Below are 13959 nucleotides of genomic sequence, written 5' to 3'. Positions count from 1 at the left end.
AGCAAGAGCACGAGCACGAGCACGGAAAGGGGGCCCGGCCGCGCACGCGGCCGGGCCCCCTCCCCTTGGTTCAGCGGGCGTGGCTTCAGCAGGCGTAGCCGTCGCGGTCGGGGTCGAGGCGGAGCGGGTCGCTGCCGTTGACCTTCATGCGCTTCGGGTACTGGTGGGAGGCCAGCCAGTCGCAGCGGGCCTTGGTCGTCCCCTTTACCTCCGCCGGGAACCTCGTCGGGACGCACAGGTTGACCGTGCCGTAGTGGCGGTCGCAGCCGGCCACGCCGGGCGAGACCGGGACGGAGTCCCGCTTGGCCGGATTGGTCTTCGGGGCCGCCTTCAGCGCGTCCGCGAAATCGTGGACGTGCGGCGAGGGCTGCTCTCCGCCGACGGCGGTCTTCGCCAGCGCCGCCGGACCGCCGAGGTGGACCCAGGTCGCGACCGAGGGGACGCCGTTCGCGTCGACGCCGAAGAGCATGTACCAGCCGGGCGGGGCCAGGTTGGGGTTGCTCGTGACGTTGAGGTCGATGGTGGTCTCGTTGACCACCGTCATCGGCAGGTCCACGAACCGCTGGTTCGGGTCCGAGGAGTGCGTGACCGCCGCCGGGCGGATCAGCTCGGCCTTGACGATGGGCCGGTTGACGGTGATCCGCTGCGTGTCGCCGTAGACCCACTCCGTGTCGATCACCGAGGTGAGCTGCGGGCGCGCGCCCTTGAACAGGTACGGCGGGGTGTAGATCGACACGTTGTGGTTGTACGTGCCGTTGCCCGGATTGTCGCCGACGCTCATGACCCGGCCGTCGGGCAGCAGGAACGACCCGGAGTGGTACGTCCGCGGGATCGGGTCGGCCGGCAGCCCCGCCTTGTAGGTGTTGGTCACCGGGTCGAAGAACGAGGCCTCGAACACCGGGTCGGCCCGGTCGTGCAGGGCGCCGCCGGTCTCCAGGACCTTGCCGTCGGGCAGCAGGACGGCGGACACGTACATCTTGCCCTCGGCGCCGGTCTGCTGGCGCTTGACCCCGCCCACGTCGACCAGACCCTGCGGAAGGTCCGGTCCCGCCGTGTACGCGGGGCTCGGCGCCTTCAGGTCGATGAGCTCGGTGAGCCGGTTCGCCGCCGGGTTGGACACGTTGTTGCCGCCTCCGACGGTCAGGACCCGCTGGTCCTGCGCCGGGGGCAGCAGTACGCTCGCGGACTCGTCGCGCTCGTCCTTCTTGCGCAGCCCGGGCACGTCCGTGACGGTGTTGGCGTCGTAGTCGTAGATCGACGCGCCGCTGCCCTGCGTCCCGTTGCCGAAGGTGTGGCTGCCCGAGTAGAAGAGCCTGCCGTCCTGCATCAGGATCATCGACGGGTACAGGCCCCAGTACGACCAGGTCTGGTTGACCTCGTTCATCGGCAGCCACTTGCCCTGCGCCGCCGAGAACTTCTCCGCGGTCACATTGCCCGTCGAGTCCTCCTTCAGCCCGCCGAAGGAGATCACGTCGCCGTTGCCGAGGATCGTCGCCGACGGGTACCAGTGCCCGCCGTTCATGTCGTTCGTCTTCGTGTACTGCTCGGTCGCCGGGTCGAAGACGTACGAGTCCTTCAGCCCCTGGTAGCCGATCTTCCCGTCGGCGGACGGATAGCCCTTGTTGCCGCTCATCACCAGCACCCGGCCGTCCGCCAGCTGCACGTGGCCCGAGCAGAACATGTCCACCGGCGTCGGGATCGTCTTGACGGACCCGTTCACCGGGTCGTAGACGGCCGAGGTGAAGGTGCCGGCGTTGAACTGGGCGATGTCGTTGCCCGAACCCGCGATCAGCAGGACCTTGCCGTTCTTGAGCACGACGGCGTGCATCGAGCGCACCGGGTTCTTGGTGGACATCACCTCCCACTTGCCCTTGGCGCACTCCTCGGGCGTGCCCGTACAGCCGGCCTGCGGCGGGGCCGCGCCGACCTCCTCCACCGCGTAGTCGTCGGTGGTGAGGGTGCCCACCCCGTACACCGACAGCCCCCACGCGATCTTGTCCGTGTTGGGCGGCACGGCGGGCGTACGGACCTCCGTGCGCGCCCAGCCCGCGCTGACCGGCGGGTTCTGCAGGTCGGTCCAGTACTGCCAGCCGGCCGTGGTGTCCCGGCGGAAGACCGTCACCGACACGTCCGGGGTGTTCGACTTGTACCAGGCGGACAGGTCGTACTGCCTGCCCGGCACCACGGTCGGGGCGCAGGTGGTGTTCTCGGTGACCAGGGCCTTGCGGTCGCCGTCGACGCGGCGCGTCAGCGCGACCTTCATCGCCTTGGTGCCGGTGTGCGCGTCGGCGACGGTGGCGAAGGTGAAGTCGTTGTCACCCCAGCCGGATTTGGACCAGCAGGAGGGCATGTCGGCGCCGGGCGCGCCGGCGGTCTCGAAGCCGGGATTGCTCAGCAGATTGGGCGGTCCGGCCGTGGCTTGCTGCGGTGCGGTGATCAGCAGGCCCGCGGTCATCGCCCCGACGGCCAGCAGGGCGGCCCGCCGCCCTGCCCGCCGCCGGATGTTCAGGCGCATGGACATGTTCCCTTCTGTGGTGCCGGTACGGCTCACTCGGCTACGGCTCAGGTACGACTCGGGTATGTCTCAGGTACGGCTCCCGGCCGTACGCCCCGCCGCGCGCGGGAGGTAGACGAGCGCCTCGGTGGCCGCGAACCGCAGGACGAAGGTGGTGACGAGGGCGAGGGCGGTGGCGGGCAGCACGGCCAGGCCGAACTGGCCGACGAACACCGCGATCAGCGGGATCCGCAGCAGCAGATCGGCGTTGGCGAGCAGCGTGAAGCGACCGATCCGGTCGGCCCAGTGGCGGTGCCGGCGGCGGTCGCGGAACAGGAACGTCTCGATGAGGACGAAGTTCCAGAGCACACCGGCCTGGTTGGCGACGATCTCGGCGGGCAGGTAGTGCATCCCGGCCCGCGTGAGCAGCCACAGCCCGGCCAGGTTCGGCAGGAACCCGGACAGCCCGATCAGCCCGAAGCCGATCATCCGGGCCACCGGGGACGCGGAGCGCAGCGCGGCCAGGTGGGTCAGGAAGCGCAGCCCTTCCCGAGCGGTGGACTTGGACTCCCCCGCGTACCGGTCCTGGAAGACGAACGGCACCTCGGCGACCTTGGCGGGGCGGCAGCGTACGGCCAGTTCCAGCAGGATCTTGTAGCCCAGCGGCCTCAGCGCGTCGGCCGTCACGACCGAGCGGCGCATCGCGAAGAAGCCGCTCATCGGATCGCTGACGCCGCGCAGGGCTCGTGGGAAGAGCCCCTTGGTGAGCCAGGTCGCGCCGCGCGAGACGGCGACCCGGTAGCTGCCGGCGAGCCCGGCGCGGCTGCCGCCCGGGAGGTAGCGGGAGGCGACGACGAGGTCGGCGCCGGTGCGCTCGCCCTCGCCGACGAGTTCGGGGACGAGGTGGGGCGGGTGCTGGAGGTCGGCGTCCATGACGACGATCCAGTCGCTCGCCGCCCGCCGCACCCCTTCGACGACGGCCCCGCCGAGGCCGCCCTCGGGCGTGTCCCGGTGCAGGACCGCCACCGGGAAGGGGCATCCGGAGGCGGCCTTCTCGATGACGGCCGGGGTGTCGTCCGTGGAGTCGTCCACGAACAGCACCTCGCAGGGCAGGTGGGCGGGGAGCGAGCCGGCCAGCCGGCGCAGCAACTCGCCGACGTTCGCGGACTCGTTGAAGGTCGGGATGATGAGGGTCACGCTGCCCTCCGCGGGAACCTCGGCGAGACCCTCGGAGAGAACCTCCGCGAGAACCTCCGCGGGAACCTCGGCGGGGTCGAGGCCGGTCGATCCGAGCCGGGCCGGAGCGGCGGACAGCTCCGGTTCGTCCAGGGCATGCGGGGCCCACAGGTCTTCGCTCACGCTGGCTCAGCTCCCACTCTCGCGGTCGGTCCGGCGTATCTCGATGCGGTCCTCGCCCGTGCCGAAGACGGCGACGGGGGTCGAGTGCTCCAGTGCGGCCTTCACGTTGGGCAGGTCCACCGCGTCGCGGCGGACGGTGGGCGAGGAGACCACGTAGTCGATGTCCCGCCAGCCGCGCGGCAGGGTCTGGGTGACGGCGGGGTCGAGGTCGGCCTTGTAGAACCAGATGGCGCCGAGGCCCGGTTCGAAGCCGTGGTGCACGGCGTCCAGCCAGAGCGCGTCGTCGACGAGGACGCGCGTACGGGCCGGGTCGGGGACCTCGCGGCCGAGCCAGGCCGCGGCCTGCCGGTACGGGGCGTTCGCGTCGACGGTGAGCGCGGTGCGGTTGCCGTCGTACCAGCGCGGGACGACGTACACCGCGGCGGACGCGGCGAGTACGCCGATCAGCGCCCAGCGCCCGATGACGAGGGTCCTGCCCTCCCCGGGCTTGCGGCCGCGGCGCAGCACGGCGTGCGTGATGCTGGCCGCGCCCCCGGCGAGGACCAGGGCGAGGAACGGCAGCGCCTGGATCACGTACATCGCCGGGAGGTAGCCGGAGGGCCGCATCGCGACGAGTCCGAGGATCACGGCGGCCAGCGCGGGCCCGGCGAGCGCGCGGGCGGTGACGGACCAGCGGTGGGTGACCAGCAGCAGGACGGCGCCGGCCAGCCCGCCGAGCGGCAGGACGGTGTCGTAGTAGAGCCAGGAGGTGAAGACGCCGTTCGAGCCTGTGCCGGGGGTGAGGATGAAGCCGGAGCCCGGGCGGCTCATCTGGTAGGAGATGCCGTCGATCAGCGAGACGTGCCCGGCGCCGGGCAGCAGTTCGCTGTTGAGCAGGGCGAAGAGCGGGTACGACAGGCCGATGAGCGTGCAGGCGGTGATGGCTCCGGTGACGGCGAACTTGCGGGTGTCGCGGTGGCTGTGGCGCCACATCGTCACCAGCAGCGCCGGGAGCACCACCAGCATCGTCTCCTTGGTCAGGACGGCGGTGGCGGCCGCCAGTCCCGAGGCGAAGAGGTGCCACAGGTGCCGGCTGGGGGACGCGGCGCAGCAGAAGGCCAGCAGCATCCACATCACGGCGAGGTTGTCGAGGAAGATCTCCCGCTGGAGGACGACGGAGAGCGGGGAGAGGCCGAAGAGGCCCATCGCCAGACCGGCCGCCCAGCGCGGCAGCCACAGCCGGCGCGCGAGGACGTAGATCAGCACGGCGCTGACGGCGGAGACGGCGAGCATCGAGAACCGCATGGGCGCGACGGTCATCGCGTCGGGCACGAAGAGGGACGGCAGGTACGTCAGGCCCGCTATCTGGATCCAGCCCAGCGGCGGGTGGTCGTACCAGTACGTGTAGTGGGCCAGGCCGTCGCCCTGCTGGACGGCCCACGCCTGGGCGAGGTACGTACCCTCGTCGTCGCTCAGGGTCGGGAAGTTGGTGATGTTCCAGCCCTGGACGAGGACGATCGCGAGCAGCAGGACTCCGCAGAGCAGCAGGTCGGGGCGGGAGGAGCGGAAGCGCACGAGCGGGCGGGCCGGGGCGGGCGGACGCACCCCGAGGCCTCCGGGCCGGCGCCGGACGGGGAGGCTCTGCGCGTGCGCTGCGCCGTTCGACTGGGGGTGGGGATCAGTGGCCGTGGGCAGGGTGGCGGTCACTGGCGGCGGTCCTCTCGGATGGAGGTGGCGGTGGCGGTGGCCGTGGCGGTGGCGGTGGATGTGGCGCCGGCGACGGCGACGGCCGGGCCGGCGGGCGCGAGGGCCTTGGCGGAGGCGTGCGCCGAGGCGGTCACAGCCGTCAGGTGGGCGCCGGTGTGGCTGGTCAGCTCCCACTCGTTGCGGCCGCGCTGCTCGCGCCAGACCGCGCGGATGGCCGCGCCCGCCAGCATCACCTGGTAGAACGGGCCGCCGACGACGAGCTTGACGTAGTGGATGAACCGCACGCGCAGGCCGTACTGGCGGCCGAAGTCGTGCAGGCCGACGATCTCGAAGACGAAGGTCACCATCGCCGTGATCATGGGCAGGAACGTGATGATCGCGATGCCGACCGGGACGTCGAGGAAGACCGCGATGGCGAAGTTCAGCGGGATGATCACACCGGAGGCCGCCTGCATGAACGGCGTCATCAGCGTGTAGCGGGCCAGCCAGCGCTGACCGCGGCCGGGCAGCTGCTGCCAGTCCTTCTTGCGGTAGACCTGGAGGAAGCCCTGGTTCCAGCGGGTGCGCTGCTTGAGCAGGCTCATCAGCGAGCCGGGCGTCTCCTCGCGGGTGACCATGTCGGAGTCGTAGGCGACGACTACCTTCTTGCCGGCCGACGACAGCCGCACCCCGAGGTCGCAGTCCTCGGCGAGGCAGTTCTGGTCCCAGCCGCCGGCCTCGCGCAGCACGTCGGTGCGCACGAAGACGGTGTTGCCGCCGAGCGGGATGAAGCCCTTCTCGGCGTGCAGGTGCAGCCGGGAGCGGAACCAGAAGAAGTACTCCAGGCAGTTGCGCAGGCTGTACCAGCTGGAGTGGAAGTTGATGAGCTGGACGCCGCCCTGGACCACGTCGGCGCCGGTGGCGCGGAAGGCGTGGTCGACGTGGGCGAGCAGCTCGGGGTGGACCTGGTCCTCGGCGTCGAAGACCCCGACGATGTCGCCCCGGCAGTGCGGGAGGGCGGTGTTGAGGGCCTTCGGCTTGTTCTTGACCTCGTGGTGGTCGGTGACCACCCGCACCCTCTCGGGCGCCCGGGCCGCGGCGCGTTCGGCGACGGCGGCCGTCTCGGGATCGTCGTGGCCGACGATGACGATGATCTCGTAGTCGGTGTGGCTCGATTCGAGCAGCCGGTCGATGGTGTGCTCCAGGACCGCCTGTTCGTGGCGGGCCGGCAGCAGCAGGGAGAAGGCCAGCCGGCCCTCCCCGTCGGGGTGGTCGAAACGGGTCGAGGCGAGCGTCTCAGGTGTGCGCCACGCGTGCATCTGCCACCAGAGGGTGAACGCGGCCATCCAGAAGAGCGCCAGCGATACGGCAGAAATGAACACAGAGGTGTACAAACTGTCCCCCCATAGACATGCCGCAACCCCAGGCGGCGATCGTCAAACCCCCCGGGGGACGAGGCGGGCCCCCCGGCCCGCCGCCCCCGATTCCCCTTGCGCGCGCACCCCCCAGTGCGCGGTCTCGGTGTCTCCCGAAGGCATGAGACTAGGCAGTGAACGTGACGCCGGGGCACTGCCTGGATAAAAAGCGCGTTGCCGAACTCCCTCTCGGACAACCGGAATTGACGGCACTCCAGTCTAATCAGGGACGAACCGCACCCAACTGCCCCGCAAGTTCGACCGGATCTGTCGTAGGCCGCGCGCAGACGAAATGTCGACACACGTACGCCGTCGGAAGGTCGCGTACGAGTGTGCGCTCGGCCAGAAGGGGGAACTCCCCGCCACTCCCGTCCGCCGCACGCGGCAGCCCGACCGCCACCACGGCCCCGGGAGCCGTACCCAGCAACGCGGTCCGGTGCAGCGCCGCCCGGCCCGGATCGTCCGGATGGCCGACGACCGCCACCTCGCGCGGGCCGTCGAGGAGCGCCTCGGCCACCGCCAGGCCGTGCCCGATGAAGCGCGGGGCGCGCGGACCGAGCGCCTGGACCACCCCGAGCGCCCGCTCGGCCGCCGTGCGGTGTGCCTCCGAGCCGGTGTGCGCGGCGTACGAGAGCAGCGCGCCGGCGGCGGCGGTCCAGCCGGAGGGGGCCGCCGTGTCGGTGGGGTCCTGGGGCCTGCGGATCAGCTTCTCCGCGTCGTGCGCGGTGTCGTACAGGGAGCCGTCCTCGGCGGTGAACCGGTCCAGGACCAGGTCCACGAGGAACCCGGCGAACTCCAGCCAGACCCCTTCGCCGGTCACGGACGCCAGCGCGAGGAACCCCTCGGCGACGTCACCGTAGTCCTCCAGCACTCCGGCGTTGGCGCCGACGTGGCCGTCCCTGCTGGTCCGGGCCAGCCGGGCCCGGCCGGCCGCCACGTCGAAGTGCACCCTGACCAGCAGGTCCGCGGCCTCCGTGGCCCGCTCGACCAGGTCCGGGCGCTCGAAGTAGGCCCCGCACTCGGCGAGGGCGGCGATCGCCAGCCCGTTCCAGGCGGCCACCACCTTGTCGTCCCGCCCGGGCGCCGGGCGCCGGTCCCGCGCGGCGAGCAGCCGCTCCTTGACGGAGGCGATCCTCTCCGCGTCCGCCGCCGGACCGTCCTGCGGCAGCTGGAGTACGGATTTCCCGTGCTCGAAGGTGCCTTCCTCGGTCACCCCGAAGTAACCGACGGCGAACGACCCGTCGGCCTCCCCCAGCACCTCCCGCAGCTGCGCGGGGGTCCAGGCGTAGTAGGCGCCCTCCACGTGCTCACCGGTCCGCGGATCCTCGCTGTCCGCGTCGAGCGCGGAGGCGAACCCGCCCTCGCGGGTGCGCAGCTCCCGCACGATGAAGTCGGCGGTCTCCAGCGCGACGCGCCGCGCGAGATCCGAACGAGTGGCCCGCCACAGGTGGGCGTAGACGCGGCAGAGCAGCGCGTTGTCGTAGAGCATCTTCTCGAAGTGGGGTACGACCCACTCGCGGTCCACGGAGTAGCGCGCGAACCCGCCGCCCAGCTGGTCGTAGATCCCGCCCCGGGCCATCGCCTCGCAGGTGTCCGCGGCCATCTGGAGGGCCCCCTCGGAGCCGGTCCGGGCGTGGTGGCGCAGCAGGAACTCCACCACCATGGACGGCGGAAACTTCGGCGCGCCGCCGAACCCGCCGCGCATGGCGTCATACTCCCGGGTCAGTCCGAGCAGCGCGTTGCCCTGGGACTCGGCGGTCGGCAGCTCCGAGCCCCCTGCCCCGAGCGCGCGCCCGGCCAGGTCGCGAGTGATCTTCTGCGCGACCTCGGCCACCTCCTCGCGCCGCCCGACCCACGCGGTCCGCACTCCTTCGAGCACCTGCATGAACGAGGCCGAACCGTGCCGGGGCTCGGGCGGGAAGTACGTACCGAAGTAGAAGGGCTCCCCGTCGGCCGTCATGAAGACGGACATCGGCCAACCGCCCTGCCCCGTCGCCGCCTGCACCGCCTCCATATAGACGGCATCGACGTCCGGCCGCTCCTCCCGGTCGACTTTGATGTTCACGAAGTGCTCGTTCATGTACGCGGCCGTCAGCTCGTCCTCGAAGGACTCGTGCGCCATCACATGGCACCAGTGACACGCAGAGTAACCAACCGACAACAGAACGGGCACATCGCGCCGTCGCGCTTCCTCGAAGGCCTCGGGCCCCCAAGGCCACCAGTCGACCGGATTGTCTGCATGCTGGAGGAGGTACGGGGACGTGGCCTGCGCAAGTCGGTTGGGCATGTACTCATCCTTACGCACCCCGCGACGCCCCGCCCAGGTGCCACGAGGTTGTATATCCAGCGCTCCTCGTGTCGTCCCGATGACGACCACGCTAGGAGCCGTTGTGACCAACTCGACGTTGACCTGTGCGGTGTCAGAAAGCTCCTCCTTGACACGGGGAGGCGCAAGGCGCCGAAAGCCCCCACGCTGTAATAAACACTGTCTTACACTGTGGGTATGAAGCCGACCCGAGCTGGCACCACCGAGAACATTTCTGTCTCCATGCCCGCCGAGCTGATCAGTGAGCTCCGCTCTCGGGCCGGACGCCGCGGAGTGTCCAGCTACATCACCGAGGCGGTCCGACACCAGCTCGCCATGGACGGGCTCGCCGAGATCGTCGCCGCACACGAAGAGGAACACGGCGCACTCACGGAGCAGGAGATCGAAACCGCTCGCCGCGAGCTGTTCGTGGAAGGGAACTCTCAGGACGCCGGACGGGCCGCTGCGTGAAGGAGCACCCCGCCCGATCCCTGGTGCTCGACTCCGAAGCGCTCTCCCTGCTCCTACGCAACGACCGCAAGATGGCAGCTCGCATCGAGGCATCCCGGCAGGCCGGCGTTCCCGTCCTCGTGTCCGTCCTGACCATCGTCGAAGCGACACAGGGGAAGACCGATTTCGCGCGGCTGAACTGGGTTCTCTCCCGACTTCGAGTGGAACCGGTCAGCCAGGAGGACTCGCTGACCGCAGTAGCGCTGCTTCGGGACGCCGGTGGGCTACACGGACACAAATACGCCATCGACGCCCTCATCGCCGCGCTGGCCCTCCGTGCCCCTGCGCCCGTCATCGTTCTGACTTCCGACCGCGACGACTGGTGGAAGCTGTGCGGCAACCGCGTCATCGTCAGGGAGACGTGAAGGCGCAGGGACAACCAGTGGCAGGAGGGAGCTGTAGCCAACGCTCAGGAACACGGGCAGGAACCTCGTGTCCCCCCGATCGGGCGGTCGTGGAGTGCGGGGTCAGGTGCGGGTGCACATGTGGATCGACATCTTGCCGGACATGTCGAAGTGGCGGATGCGCAGTTCTGTGCCGTTGTACGCGACCTCCAGGCGGCCGAACACGTCCTGGGCGCCCATCGGGTACCAGCGCAGGTTGAGCGCGAGGTCGCCCTCCACGGTGTCGGGGACCTTCTCGGCGGAGGAGGTGGAGATGTCGGGCTCCGTGAGGTGCCGCGGGCCGGCGAGGACCTGGAGGTCCAGGCGGCCGCGCTTGAGGGACCACGTGCCGCTCCAGGTGCCGGCGGCGGTGGCGGACCAGACGATGGTCCAGCGGCCGTCCGCGCCGATGGCGGCCCGGCCGGTGTCCTTGCGGCCGCCGATGCCGCCGCCGGGCAGGGTCGAGCGGATGGTCCAGGAGCCCTTGACGAACTCCGCGAACGCCCGGCCCACCACTCCGGAGGAGGCGGCGGCCGTGGGGGAGGCCGAGGATGTCGCCGACGGCGAGGAGGAGGGGGCGGGAGTGGAAGGGGACGCGGCCGGGGAGGTGGGGGGCGCGGCGGGCTTGTCCTTGCCCGTGCAGGCGGACACCAGCGCCGCTCCGGCTCCGAGCGCCAGGTAGCGCAGGGCGTTGCGGCGGCCGACGATCCGGGCCGCCGTTCGTATGTCTCGTAGCGTCACCAGGTCTCCTCGGCCGCACAGTTGGATCTTGGAGGAGTGTACGAGGGTCACTTGAGTAGCGGGGCCAGGTCCCGGGTCCACGCATCGCGGGCCTCGGGCCAGGCGGGGGCGCAGCCCCGGGTGCGGGCGGCCAGGTCGGGGTGGCGCTGCGGGGCCGCGCCGTGCAGGAGGCAGCGGTGGGCGGCCGCGCGGGCGGCGGGCGGTGCGTGCTCGTCGGGCCCGGGGTCCGCCGGCTCCGCGGCCGTGAGGTCGTACGCCTCGGCGGCGATACGGAGTTTGCGCTCGCCGTCCGGGCCCTCGCGGATCAGCATCAGCGCGGCGAACCGGTCGGCGGCGTCCTCCTCGGCCCGGTCGCCGTCGAACCGCAGGCCTCGCGCGGCGGCCAGCGCGTGGCCCGCCTCGTGGTAGACGGTCTCGGTCATGACGGCGGCGGCCTCCTCGTCGGCGGGGCCCCGGCCGGCCGCCTCGAAGAGCTCCCGCTCCTCGGTCAGGTCCTCGTAGCAGAGCTCGATCCGCCGGGTCGCGGGGTCATAGCCGGAGCCCTCGCCCCCGCAGGAGAGGGCGAGGACGGTGACCCGGTACGGGAGGTCCACGTAGCCGTTCAGCGCCGCCGCGGCCGCCTCCGCGATCCCCCGCTCGCGCAGGAACCGGGCGTCGTCGCGGGCGGCCGCGTCCGGTTCCTCGTACGCCACCGCGAACCCGGCTGCGGACGGCGGCCGTTCACACCCGGTTGCCAGTAACAGCAGCGCCGCGCACAGCGTCAGGGTCCCCCACCGTCGGCTCATCGGCCCAGCGTAGGGGTGTCCCGACGGCGAACTCCCCTGGATGCGGCTCGCCTTGACCTCACGCCTGCCCTGCCCGCTCCCTCTGAACTAAGACTTGATCCGCAATTCACCAGAGGGTGAGCTGTGGACTGCACGCCGTGCGGGGACCGGGCTTCCCGGCGTGGTCACGCACGAGGCGTGTCTCATCCGGGGTTGCTCGGTTCCGTTGTCCGGCGGTTCGGGGAGCAGAGGTCCCACGGCGTTGCCGTGGGACTGCCACGCGACCCGGCCGCCGGGGCGGTTTCGGGCTCGGTGTGGTTGACTCCCGCAGCGCTTCTTCCAGCGCTTCGGAATACGTGATCTGTGCGTGCCGGGAGAGTGTGGTGTCCAGGTACGCGGTCTTGGGGTCGTCCACGTCGGTGAAGCGGACGAACGCGGCGAGGGCTGCGGATACGAGGTCGCGCTTGCCTACCAGGCCGCAGGCGATGCACTTGTGCTCACGGTCACGGAGGGTCTTCTTCACGCGCTCGCCGCACAGGCAGTACTGCGACAGAGCCGTTGACCAGGTAGAGGCTCGCACCAGGCGGCCCCCTGCGGCTTCGCACTCGACCTTGAGGGCGGAAATGAGCATGCCGGGTGTGGTCTGGGAGAGGCGCTTGCCCCACAGCCGGTACCACGTGCGGATGTCGCAGTCCTCCACGACGAGCACGGGACCGTGGGCGGCGATGATCTCCCGCGCCACCTGGCGGGCTCGGTGTCGGCGGTGCTCGGCCAGCGAAGCGGCGTGCTCGGCCTGGCGGGCGCGCTGGGTCCGGTAGTTGGCGGAGAGCTGGTCGCGGCGGAACGCCTGCTTCGGAACACCATCGGACCGTGCGTCACGGGCACCGCCGGGGACGGTCACGGCCTTCGGGGCGAGTCCCTTGGTGGTACGACGCTCCGCCCTACGGGCCTGCTTCTTCGACAGCCCGTACTGCGCGGTGTTCGTCGCCCTGCGGGAGCGCTCCAGCGCCCTGGCACGGCCCCGCCGCTTCTTCGCGGCCTTCTCCAGCCGCGCCCGCTCCTCCTCGGTCAGCGTGATCTCGGTGGAGACCGGCTTGCCGCCGGTGAGGTCGGCGGGGAAGGAGACGACGGAGAGGTTGGAGACGTTGCCGTCCACCCCGCCGATCCGCTCCAGCTCGGCAGCCTGCTCGCGCATGGCGCGCACGTCCGGGGCGGTGTAGCCGGGGCCGAGGACCATCAGGTGTGCCTCGTAGGCCCAGCCGCCCGGAGCGCTGGCCTTGCGGCGGCGTACGAGGTCGATCTTGTGCCAGCGGCCGGGATTGCCGAGGAAGTGCTGTACGCGCTCCCACTGGCCCGCGCCCTGGGGGATGCGGACGGGGAGTACGAGGTCACCGCGCTTACCTTCGGGGCCTCCGGCGAAGACGACGGCCAGAGGGCCGGTGTGGTCCCACCAGTTCGCCCGGCGCGTTCCCGGCTTCCCGGCGGCGGTCGTCTTGCCCGTGGGCACCTTGCCGTCCGGCAGTGTCGGCTTCGGCATCGTCCGAGGCTACATCAGCGCGTGTCGGCCGCCGTCGGTGTAGGCCGTGACGTGGCCGTGGAGGGTGCCGACGAGGCGGAAGGTCTCCCATTTGTTCTCGGTGGTGTGGGAGCGGGCGCGGCCCGGAATGCGGGTGAAGTCGTGCCAGCGTCCGACCTTGGGGCGGCCGAAGCGCTGTCCGGTGGCGTCGGGGAACAGGTGACGCTGCACGCCGTTCCACACCTCGTCAGCCATGTGCATGGCCAGGGCCTTCGAGGCGTGGTGCTTCAAGTGCCCCGAGTCTTCGAGGTGCTTGTAGGCGCTGCGTTCCAGCGCTTCGCGGGAGAGGCCGAGGCGCAGCCGTACGGCCTTCGCCCCGTGCTCGTCCCTCTCGTGGAAGGCGGACCAGTAGGCATCGACCTTGGCGCGGGCATCACGCTGGACAGCCCGCTTGATCGACCACATCGCGGAGAACAGCTTCTCCAGCCGGGCGATATCGACGGGGTCGGTGACGGCCAGCGGCAGCACCATCACGGACACCATCCCGTCGTCGGGCTTCTTCCACTTCGGGGCCTTGTTCTTGCCCCGGAACTTCCGCGTCTGGGCAGCCCGCACAACTCATCACCCCCCGTCACACTGAACTCACTTACAGTACATTCTTTCGTGAGGTCAGCTTCCGAAAACTCGATAGGTCAATCCGCAGGACAGCGAAGATCCCGGGGTATGCGGATGCTCGGCAGGCGGCGGCCCGGCTCAAGGTGACCGTCCAGCACGTCTACAACCTCAACAGCAGCCGCGACGACTTCC

11 protein-coding genes are annotated in these 13959 nt (G+C 70.8%); 2 read left to right on the top strand and 9 right to left on the bottom strand.

Annotation, left to right across the window (positions count from 1 at the left end):
- Nucleotides 1-85: 85 nt before the first annotated feature.
- The 5 genes from MTF65_RS10785 to MTF65_RS10765 all read right to left on the bottom strand — a co-directional run bounded on the left by MTF65_RS10785 (nt 86) and on the right by MTF65_RS10765 (nt 9220).
- Nucleotides 86-2515 carry a galactose oxidase-like domain-containing protein gene (locus MTF65_RS10785; protein WP_243628665.1) on the bottom strand — a complete coding sequence of 810 codons (2430 nt, stop codon included), beginning with the start codon at nt 2513-2515 and terminating at the stop codon, nt 86-88.
- A 69-nt stretch (nt 2516-2584) separates the two neighbouring features.
- Complete coding sequence (locus MTF65_RS10780; protein WP_243628327.1) at nt 2585-3853, bottom strand: glycosyltransferase family 2 protein; 1269 nt, start codon at nt 3851-3853, stop codon at nt 2585-2587.
- 6 nt (nt 3854-3859) lie between these two features.
- Nucleotides 3860-5437 carry a glycosyltransferase family 39 protein gene (locus tag MTF65_RS10775; RefSeq protein ID WP_243628664.1) on the bottom strand — a complete coding sequence of 526 codons (1578 nt, stop codon included), beginning with the start codon at nt 5435-5437 and terminating at the stop codon, nt 3860-3862.
- A 98-nt stretch (nt 5438-5535) separates the two neighbouring features.
- Nucleotides 5536-6912 carry a glycosyltransferase gene (locus tag MTF65_RS10770; protein ID WP_243628326.1) on the bottom strand — a complete coding sequence of 459 codons (1377 nt, stop codon included), beginning with the start codon at nt 6910-6912 and terminating at the stop codon, nt 5536-5538.
- 244 nt (nt 6913-7156) lie between these two features.
- Nucleotides 7157-9220 (bottom strand): thioredoxin domain-containing protein, encoded by a 2064-nt coding sequence (locus tag MTF65_RS10765; RefSeq protein ID WP_243628325.1) that lies wholly within the window; start codon nt 9218-9220, stop codon nt 7157-7159.
- Between the two features lie 216 nt (nt 9221-9436).
- Between MTF65_RS10765 and MTF65_RS10760 the strand changes: the two genes are divergently transcribed.
- Together MTF65_RS10760 and MTF65_RS10755 are read left to right on the top strand one after the other, a co-directional pair.
- Nucleotides 9437-9709, top strand: a complete 273-nt coding sequence (locus MTF65_RS10760; protein WP_243628324.1) for a hypothetical protein — start codon at nt 9437-9439, stop codon at nt 9707-9709.
- Complete coding sequence (locus MTF65_RS10755) at nt 9706-10113, top strand: PIN domain-containing protein (protein ID WP_243628323.1); 408 nt, start codon at nt 9706-9708, stop codon at nt 10111-10113. The genes MTF65_RS10760 and MTF65_RS10755 overlap by 4 nt, the downstream gene beginning before the upstream one ends.
- Nucleotides 10114-10215: 102 nt before the next feature.
- On the opposite strand, the gene MTF65_RS10750 is transcribed toward MTF65_RS10755, so the two are convergent.
- The 4 genes from MTF65_RS10750 to MTF65_RS10735 all read right to left on the bottom strand — a co-directional run bounded on the left by MTF65_RS10750 (nt 10216) and on the right by MTF65_RS10735 (nt 13767).
- On the bottom strand, nt 10216-10872 hold the full coding sequence (locus MTF65_RS10750) for a hypothetical protein (protein ID WP_243628322.1): 657 nt from the start codon (nt 10870-10872) through the stop codon (nt 10216-10218).
- Between the two features lie 47 nt (nt 10873-10919).
- On the bottom strand, nt 10920-11657 hold the full coding sequence (locus MTF65_RS10745; RefSeq protein WP_243628321.1) for a DUF4344 domain-containing metallopeptidase: 738 nt from the start codon (nt 11655-11657) through the stop codon (nt 10920-10922).
- 106 nt (nt 11658-11763) lie between these two features.
- Nucleotides 11764-13173: a zinc ribbon domain-containing protein gene (locus MTF65_RS10740; RefSeq protein WP_243628320.1), complete on the bottom strand. Its 1410-nt coding sequence runs from the start codon at nt 13171-13173 to the stop codon at nt 11764-11766.
- Nucleotides 13174-13182: 9 nt separating this feature from the next.
- Nucleotides 13183-13767 (bottom strand): hypothetical protein, encoded by a 585-nt coding sequence (locus MTF65_RS10735; RefSeq protein ID WP_243628319.1) that lies wholly within the window; start codon nt 13765-13767, stop codon nt 13183-13185.
- Nucleotides 13768-13959 lie beyond the last annotated feature (192 nt).

The organism is Streptomyces sp. APSN-46.1 (assembly GCF_022815725.1).
Classification (GTDB): domain Bacteria; phylum Actinomycetota; class Actinomycetes; order Streptomycetales; family Streptomycetaceae; genus Streptomyces.
This window is presented reverse-complemented; position numbering and strand designations above follow the sequence as displayed.